We start from the raw sequence: 6844 nt of genomic DNA on the forward strand, positions 1-6844 counted from the left end.
AGGCCCGGGCGGCAGTACGGCAGCGTACCCGGACGGCGGACCGCGCGAGCCCGCGGTGGGAGCGGGAGCGGAACACCACGCTCACCGGCGGGCCACTGTCCCGGCGACACGTCCCGCAGCGCGCTAGCCTGACACCAGATGGGCGTTTTGTCCGTTCATAGCTCCGCGTTACGGCGCCGGGCCCCGGCCACCTCGCCGGGCCGACGCCCGCCGGCCGGCGCCGGGCCGGACGGACGCGCCGCGGTGACGGCACCCGAGCGAGAGGACGAGCGGCATGGCGATGGTCACCCCTCGGGTGTTCGTCTCCCACCTTTCGGGCGTGGCCGTCTTCGACCCCGGCGGCGACCAGGTGGGGCGGGTCAGGGACGTGGTCGTCATGCTCTACCCGCGGCGGGACGAGCGCCCCGGCGCCCGGGCGGCGGGTGGCGCGGGCCGGCCGCCGAGGGTGCTGGGCCTGGTGGTCGAGGTCGTCGGCCGGCGCCGCATCTTCCTGCCGATGACCCGGGTGACGGGCGTGGAGTCGGGGCAGGTCATCACCACCGGCGTGGTCAACATGCGCCGCTTCGAGCAGCGTCCCAACGAAACCCTGGTCTTCGGCGAGCTGCTGGACCGCCGGGTGCGGCTGGTCGGCGGCGAGCGGGGGGAGGACGGCGAGGAGGTCACCGTCCTCGACCTGAGCATCGCGCAGCTCCCGGCCCGCCGCGACTGGGAGGTCGACAAGGTCTTCGTGCGGCGGGGCAAATCGGGGGCGCTGCGCCGCAAGGGAGAGACGCTGACCGTGGAGTGGTCGGCCGTCTCCGGGCTCTCCCTGCCGCAGCAGTCGCAGGGCGCCGCCAACCTCCTCGCCACCTTCGAGCAGCTGCGCCCCGCCGACCTCGCGAACGTGCTGCACCACCTGACGCCCAAGCGCCGCGGGGAGGTCGCCGCAGCCCTCGACGACGACCGGCTCGCCGACGTCCTGGAGGAGCTGCCCGAGGACGACCGGGTGGAGATCATGGGCAAGCTCAAGGACGAGCGGGCCGCCGACGTCCTGGAGGCGATGGACCCCGACGACGCCGCCGACCTGCTGGGCGAGCTGCCGGAGGAGGAGAAGGAGCGGCTGCTGACCCTCATGGAGCCCGACGACGCGGCGGACATGCGGCGGCTGATGGCGTACGAGGAGCACACCGCGGGCGGCCTGATGACCACCGAGCCGATCGTGCTGCGCCCCGACGCCACGGTGGCCGTCGCCCTGGCCCGGGTGCGCGACCCCGACCTCTCCCCCGCGCTCGCCGCCCAGGTGTACGTCTGCCGGCCGCCGGACGAGACGCCCACCGGCAAGTACCTGGGGCTGGTCCACTTCCAGCGCCTGCTGCGCGACCCGCCGTTCACGCTGGTCAGCTCGATCGTGGACGCCGACCTGCCGCCGCTCTCACCGGACACCCCGCTGCCGGCGCTGACCAGCTACCTGGCCACGTACAACATGGTGGCCGCGCCGGTGGTCGACGAGAGCGGGTCGCTGCTGGGCGCGGTCACCGTCGACGACGTCCTGGACCACCTGCTGCCGGAGGACTGGCGCGAGACCGAGCTGCACGGGGCCCCCGACATGGACCGCCTCACCCAGGGGGTGACGCGTGGCCGCTGAGGACCGCGACGGCGCCCGGGAGCGGGCCCGCACGGCCGCGCCGCAGTCCCGCACCCGCCTCGACCAGCCCCGCTCACCGCGGCGCAACCTGCTGCCGGAGTGGGATCCCGAGGCCTTCGGCCGGCTCTCGGAGAAGATCGCCCGGTTCCTGGGCACCGGGCGCTTCATCGTGTGGATGACGGCCACCATCGTGGTCTGGGTGGCGTGGAACATCTTCGCCCCCGAGCGCCTGCGTTTCGACAGCTACCCGTTCATCTTCCTCACCCTTGCGCTGTCCCTCCAGGCCTCCTACGCGGCGCCGCTGATCCTGCTGGCCCAGAACCGGCAGGACGACAGGGACCGGGTCAACCTGGAGCAGGACCGCAAGCAGAACGAGCGCTCCATCGCCGACACCGAGTACCTGACCCGGGAGATCGCCGCCCTCCGCCTGGGCCTGGGGGAGGTCGCCACCCGCGACTGGATCCGCTCCGAGCTCCAGGACCTCGTCCGCGACCTGGAGTCACGGCTGCCCAGCGGGCCGGAGCGGGCCGAGCGCGAGGGGGAGGGGCCGCGGCGGCCGGCGTGACGAAGGCGACCGGTGACGGCCCTTTATGCCACCCCCACCACCCGCCGTACCATCGGGTCATGGCTACCGACACTCCCCAGAGCGTGGCTCCGGGCACCACGCCGGGCTCGACCGGCCCCAGCGAGGACGCGGTGCGTGCCGCCCTCGCGACGGTCGACGACCCCGAGATCCACCGCCCCATCACCGAACTCGGCATGGTGAAGTCCGTCGAGGTCTCGGCGGACGGCACGGTGGCGGTGGCGGTCTACCTCACGGTCTCCGGCTGTCCGATGCGGGAGACGATCGTCTCGCGCGTCCGGGACGCCGTGTCCGCCGTGGCGGGCGTGCGCGAGGTCACCGTCGAGCTGGACGTGATGAGCGACGAGCAGCGCCGAGAGCTGGCCTCCGCGCTGCGGGGCGGCCAGGCCGAGCGCGAGGTGCCGTTCGCCCAGCCCGGCTCGCTGACCCGGGTCTACGCGGTGGCCTCGGGCAAGGGCGGGGTCGGCAAGTCCTCGGTGACCGTCAACCTGGCGGCGGCGATGGCCGCGGACGGGCTCAAGGTCGGCGTGGTGGACGCGGACATCTACGGCCACTCCGTGCCGCGCATGCTGGGCGCCGAGGGGCGTCCCACCCAGGTCGAGAACATGATCATGCCGCCCTCGGCGAACGGCGTGAAGGTCATCTCCATCGGCATGTTCACCCCGGGCAACGCCCCGGTGGTCTGGCGCGGCCCGATGCTGCACCGCGCCCTCCAGCAGTTCCTGGCGGACGTGTACTGGGGCGACCTGGACGTCCTCCTCCTGGACCTGCCGCCCGGCACCGGCGACATCGCCATCTCCGTCGCCCAGCTCGTCCCCAACGCGGAGATCCTGGTGGTCACCACCCCGCAGCAGGCGGCGGCCGAGGTGGCCGAGCGGGCCGGTTCCATCGCCGTGCAGACCCACCAGAAGATCGTCGGCGTGGTGGAGAACATGGCGGGCCTGCCCTGCCCGCACTGCGGCGAGATGGTCGATGTCTTCGGCACCGGCGGCGGCGAGCGGGTGGCCGAGGGCCTGACCCGTACGACGGGCGCGCAGGTGCCGGTACTCGGCTCCATCCCCATCGACGTACGGCTGCGGGAGGGCGGCGACAACGGCCGCCCCGTGGTGCTGAGCGACCCCGAGTCGCCGGCCGGCTCGGCGGTGCGCGCCATCGCCGGCAAGCTCGGGGGGCGCCAGCGCGGCCTGTCCGGCATGTCGCTGGGACTCACCCCGCGCAACAAGTTCTGAGCAGCGCGACGCCCACCCCTCGGCGCCGCACCGTCCGCGGCCGGCACCGACGGGTGGGCGTCGCGCTGTCCCGCGTCGGGGTGGTCGTCCCGCCCGCCCCCCGGGCCTGGCAGGTCGGGGTCGCAGCGGATGGCTATCCTCCCTGTGTCCGGGGTGAGGACGCCCGAGGGGGGCGGGCCGCCCACGAGGCAGGGCAAGGAGCACACATGGACACCACGAGTCGGGTGGACGCGGCGCCGGCCGCCGGGGAACGGAAGGTCGACGGCTACCTGCTCGCCGACTTCCCCTGGTACGGCCTGGACGAGGCGTTCACCGGTCCACGGTGGCTTACGCATGCCACGACGGCCGCCGACGGCACGGTCGAACACGGCGCCACCGGCCACGGTGAGGCGCCCTCGATAAAGGGTGAGACCGGCCCGGACAGCGAGCGCTTCGCCGTCGTGGTGACGGTCGCCGACCGGCCGGTGCGGCGCAGTGCCGACGGGACGGGCGTCCTGGAGGCCACCTCGGTGTCCACCGCGGCGTGGCTGGCCGGCGGCGGCCTCCTGAGCCACACCTGGCCGTTGCAGATGGACCGGGCGCTGCGCCAGGACTGGCTGGAGCAGCAGACGATGATCGCCTGGGAGCTCGCCGACGACCTGACGGGTGAGGCGTGGAGCGAGCTGACGCTCCCGGTGGACGGCGTCCCCACGCCCTTCCGCTACCGCGAGTCGGAGTACGGCTGGGTGCTGGCGGGCTCGACGCCCCGGTCCGCCGCGGAGGACGAGGAGCCGGCCGCGGAGCCCGTTCCCGGTGTGGCCCGCGGCGTCCACATCGGCGCCTACGGGCGGGGGCTGAGCCCCTACGGCATCGGTTTCGCCGTCGTGCGGGACCTCACCGCCTACGCCGAGGAGCCGCACCTCGCCACCGACCCGGCGCCGGAGCAGGCCGTGGAGGAGACGGCCTGACCCCGCCGCATGGCACCGGCAAAAGGCCGGTGGCCGGTAGCGGGGCGGGCGCAGGCCTGGTACGCAGTGCCCAGGCGGCCGGGCCCGGTTGAGGGAGTGGACGGCGGCGGGGCCGCCCCGCACGCAGGGGCCGTGCGGTCCGCCGCCTGCCGCTCTCCCCGGTCAGCCCCGGCCGGACCCGCCGCCCGTCGGACTCCTTCGCAGCGCAGGCCGCCCCCCGTGCCGGCCGGGTGGCCTGCCCGGCTCAGCCGGCGCTCGGCGGGCTCTGGCTCAGGTGGCGTCCGCGTCGAACGGCGGCCGGGGGTCAGCGGCGGGACCGGAACCGTTCTTCGAGAGGTTCGGGGCGGTGCCGTTCTTGGCGAGGTTCGCCGTGGAGCCGTTCTTGGTCAGGCTCGGGGTGGAGCCGTTCTTGGACAGGCTCAGGCTGCCGCCCGGCTCCAGGCCGGTGCCGCTGACGCTGTCGGTGACCTCGGCCAGCTCCTTCTTGAGGTCGAAGCCGTCGCGGATCTCCTGCAGGCCGTATTCCTCTTTGTCCAGCACGTGCTTGCGGACGAAGTTCTTCGGGTTGAGGTCCTCGAACTCGAAGTCCTTGAACTCCGGCCCCAGCTCGTTGCGGATGTCCTGCTTGGCGTTGTCGGAGAACTCCCGCACCTTGCGCACGAAGGACATCACGTCGTGGATGACCTTCGGCAGCTTGTCGGGACCGAAGACGAGCACCGCGAGGATCACGAGCGCCACCAGCTCCAGGGGCCCTATGTCGAAGAACACCTTGCAGCTCCTTGTCTCGCCGTGGCCGCCGTCCGGGCCGCCCCTCACGGTACCTGGCCCGGTGCACGAGGCGGGAGACGCCTGCGGCACCGGGCCGAAACGACAAGCTCCTCCTCACCCCCCGTTCACTGCTGGGTCGCACTGCCCAACGTGAGGTGGACGGTGTGTTCGTGCTGGTCACGGCGGACGGTCAGGGTGAGCTTCTCGCCAGGGCGGTGACTGCGCACCCGCACGACCAGTTCCTCGCCGCTGTGAACCGGCTCACCGTCCAGCGCGGTGACCACGTCCCCCGCCCGGAGGCCGGCCTCGGCGGCCGGACCGTGCGGCTCGACGGCCGCACCGCCGTCCTGCGCCCGGTCGCCGACCCGGGCCCCGTCCCCCGAGTAGTCCAGGTCGAGCGTGACACCGATGACGGGGTGGGTGGCGTGGCCGCTCGCGATCAGCTCGTCGGCGATGCGCCGGACCTGGTTGACGGGGATGGCGAAGCCCAGCCCTATGCTGCCGCTCTGCCCGCCCTCCCCGCCCTCGGGGGTGCTCGCGTCGTCCGCGGCCCGCATGGCGCTGTTGACCCCGACCACCCGGCCCTTGGTGTCCAGCAGCGGGCCCCCGGAGTTGCCGGGGTTGATGGGGGCGTCGGTCTGGAGGGCGTCCACGTAGCTGACGTCCGTGCCGTCCCCCTCGCCGCCGGAGGCGATGGGCCGGTCCTTGGCGCTGATGATGCCCGAGGTCACCGTGTCGGCCAGGTCGAAGGGCGCGCCGATGGCGACCACCGGGTCGCCGACCCGGACGGCGTCGGAGTCCCCGAGCGGCAGCGGCCGGCCCTCGTGGCCCCCGACCTTGACCACGGCCAGGTCGTAGCCGCTGTCCCGGCCCACCACGCGCCCCTTGACGGTGTGCCCGCCGGCGAAGGTGACGTCCACCTCGCCGTCGTCACCGGCCGGCTGGACGACGTGGTTGTTGGTGACGAGGTGCCCCTGGTGGTCGTAGAGGAAGCCGGTACCGGTGTCCTCCTCGGTGGCGCCCTTGACGTGGAGCGTGGCCACGCCGGGCAGGGCGGAGTGGGCGATGGCGGCGATGGTGCCGGGGTCCCGCTCGGTGGGGCCCGACCCGGCGCCCAGGCCGCTCACCGAGAGCCCGCCGTGCCTCAGGTAGACGCCGACGCCACCGCCGATGCCGCCGGCGAGGAGGGTGAGGACCGCGAGCGCGGCCACCAGCCCGGCCCGGCCGGTGCGAGGGCGCGGGCGACCGGGGGCGGGCAGGAGGAAGGGGGCCGCCGGAGCGCCGGCGGGCGCCGCCTGCGTCGGGGGCGCAGCCGTGGGCCCGCCCGGGGCGCGCCAGGGTTCCTGACCCCACGTCGGGCCGTTCCCGCCCGGCGCGGCCGGGGGCGGGGCGGCGGTCGGCAGACCGTGCGGCCCGGCGCCGGGGGCCGGTGGTGCCGGGGGGTGCGCCACGGCCGCCGAGGGGGCGGTGGGCGCCTGCGGGGTGCGCGGGGCGGGGACGCCGTCCGGGCCTGGGGCTGCGGCGGCCGTGGGGGCGCCTGGCGGCGGGGCGCCGCCGGGCCCGGCGGCGGGGTGGGCCACCGGAGGGGGGGGGGCCCCGGGGGCGGGGGCGCCGGGCCCCCCCCGCCACGGGGTGGCCGCCGTCGGGGGGGCGGGCGGCGGCCGGTGGTCACGCCGTGGCGTACGACGGGTCC

6 protein-coding genes are annotated in these 6844 nt (G+C 74.9%); 4 read left to right on the top strand and 2 right to left on the bottom strand.

Annotated elements, in window-relative coordinates:
* Nucleotides 1-274 precede the first annotated feature (274 nt).
* The 4 genes from ACFV3R_RS13495 (at nucleotide 275) to ACFV3R_RS13510 (ending at nucleotide 4383) form a co-directional block, all read left to right on the top strand.
* Complete coding sequence (locus ACFV3R_RS13495) at nucleotides 275-1624, top strand: magnesium transporter MgtE N-terminal domain-containing protein (RefSeq protein WP_385580492.1); 1350 nt, start codon at nucleotides 275-277, stop codon at nucleotides 1622-1624.
* Nucleotides 1614-2189, top strand: coding sequence for a DUF1003 domain-containing protein (locus ACFV3R_RS13500; RefSeq protein ID WP_385580495.1), 576 nt, complete (start codon nucleotides 1614-1616; stop codon nucleotides 2187-2189). The genes ACFV3R_RS13495 and ACFV3R_RS13500 overlap by 11 nt, the downstream gene beginning before the upstream one ends.
* Nucleotides 2190-2248: 59 nt before the next feature.
* Complete coding sequence (locus tag ACFV3R_RS13505; protein ID WP_385580498.1) at nucleotides 2249-3436, top strand: Mrp/NBP35 family ATP-binding protein; 1188 nt, start codon at nucleotides 2249-2251, stop codon at nucleotides 3434-3436.
* A 206-nt stretch (nucleotides 3437-3642) separates the two neighbouring features.
* Nucleotides 3643-4383, top strand: a complete 741-nt coding sequence (locus tag ACFV3R_RS13510) for a hypothetical protein (protein ID WP_385580501.1) — start codon at nucleotides 3643-3645, stop codon at nucleotides 4381-4383.
* Nucleotides 4384-4653: 270 nt separating this feature from the next.
* Here the strand turns inward: ACFV3R_RS13510 and ACFV3R_RS13515 are convergent, their stop codons facing one another.
* Entirely contained in the window at nucleotides 4654-5151 is a 498-nt protein-coding gene (locus ACFV3R_RS13515; RefSeq protein ID WP_385580503.1) for a sec-independent translocase, read from the bottom strand.
* A gap of 125 nt (nucleotides 5152-5276) precedes the next feature.
* Complete coding sequence (locus tag ACFV3R_RS13520; protein ID WP_385580506.1) at nucleotides 5277-6362, bottom strand: S1C family serine protease; 1086 nt, start codon at nucleotides 6360-6362, stop codon at nucleotides 5277-5279.
* Between the last annotated feature and the right edge of the window lie 482 nt (nucleotides 6363-6844).

Source organism: Streptomyces sp. NPDC059740 (assembly GCF_042733155.1).
GTDB lineage: Bacteria > Actinomycetota > Actinomycetes > Streptomycetales > Streptomycetaceae > Streptomyces.

Bases quoted from the DNA above. Each gene is read 5' to 3' on its own strand.
- ACFV3R_RS13495 (WP_385580492.1), top strand. From the start codon at position 275: ATGGCGATGGTCACCCCTCGGGTGTTCGTCTCCCACCTTTCGGGCGTG.
- ACFV3R_RS13505 (WP_385580498.1), top strand. From the start codon at position 2,249: ATGGCTACCGACACTCCCCAGAGCGTGGCTCCGGGCACCACGCCGGGC.
- ACFV3R_RS13510 (WP_385580501.1), top strand. From the start codon at position 3,643: ATGGACACCACGAGTCGGGTGGACGCGGCGCCGGCCGCCGGGGAACGG.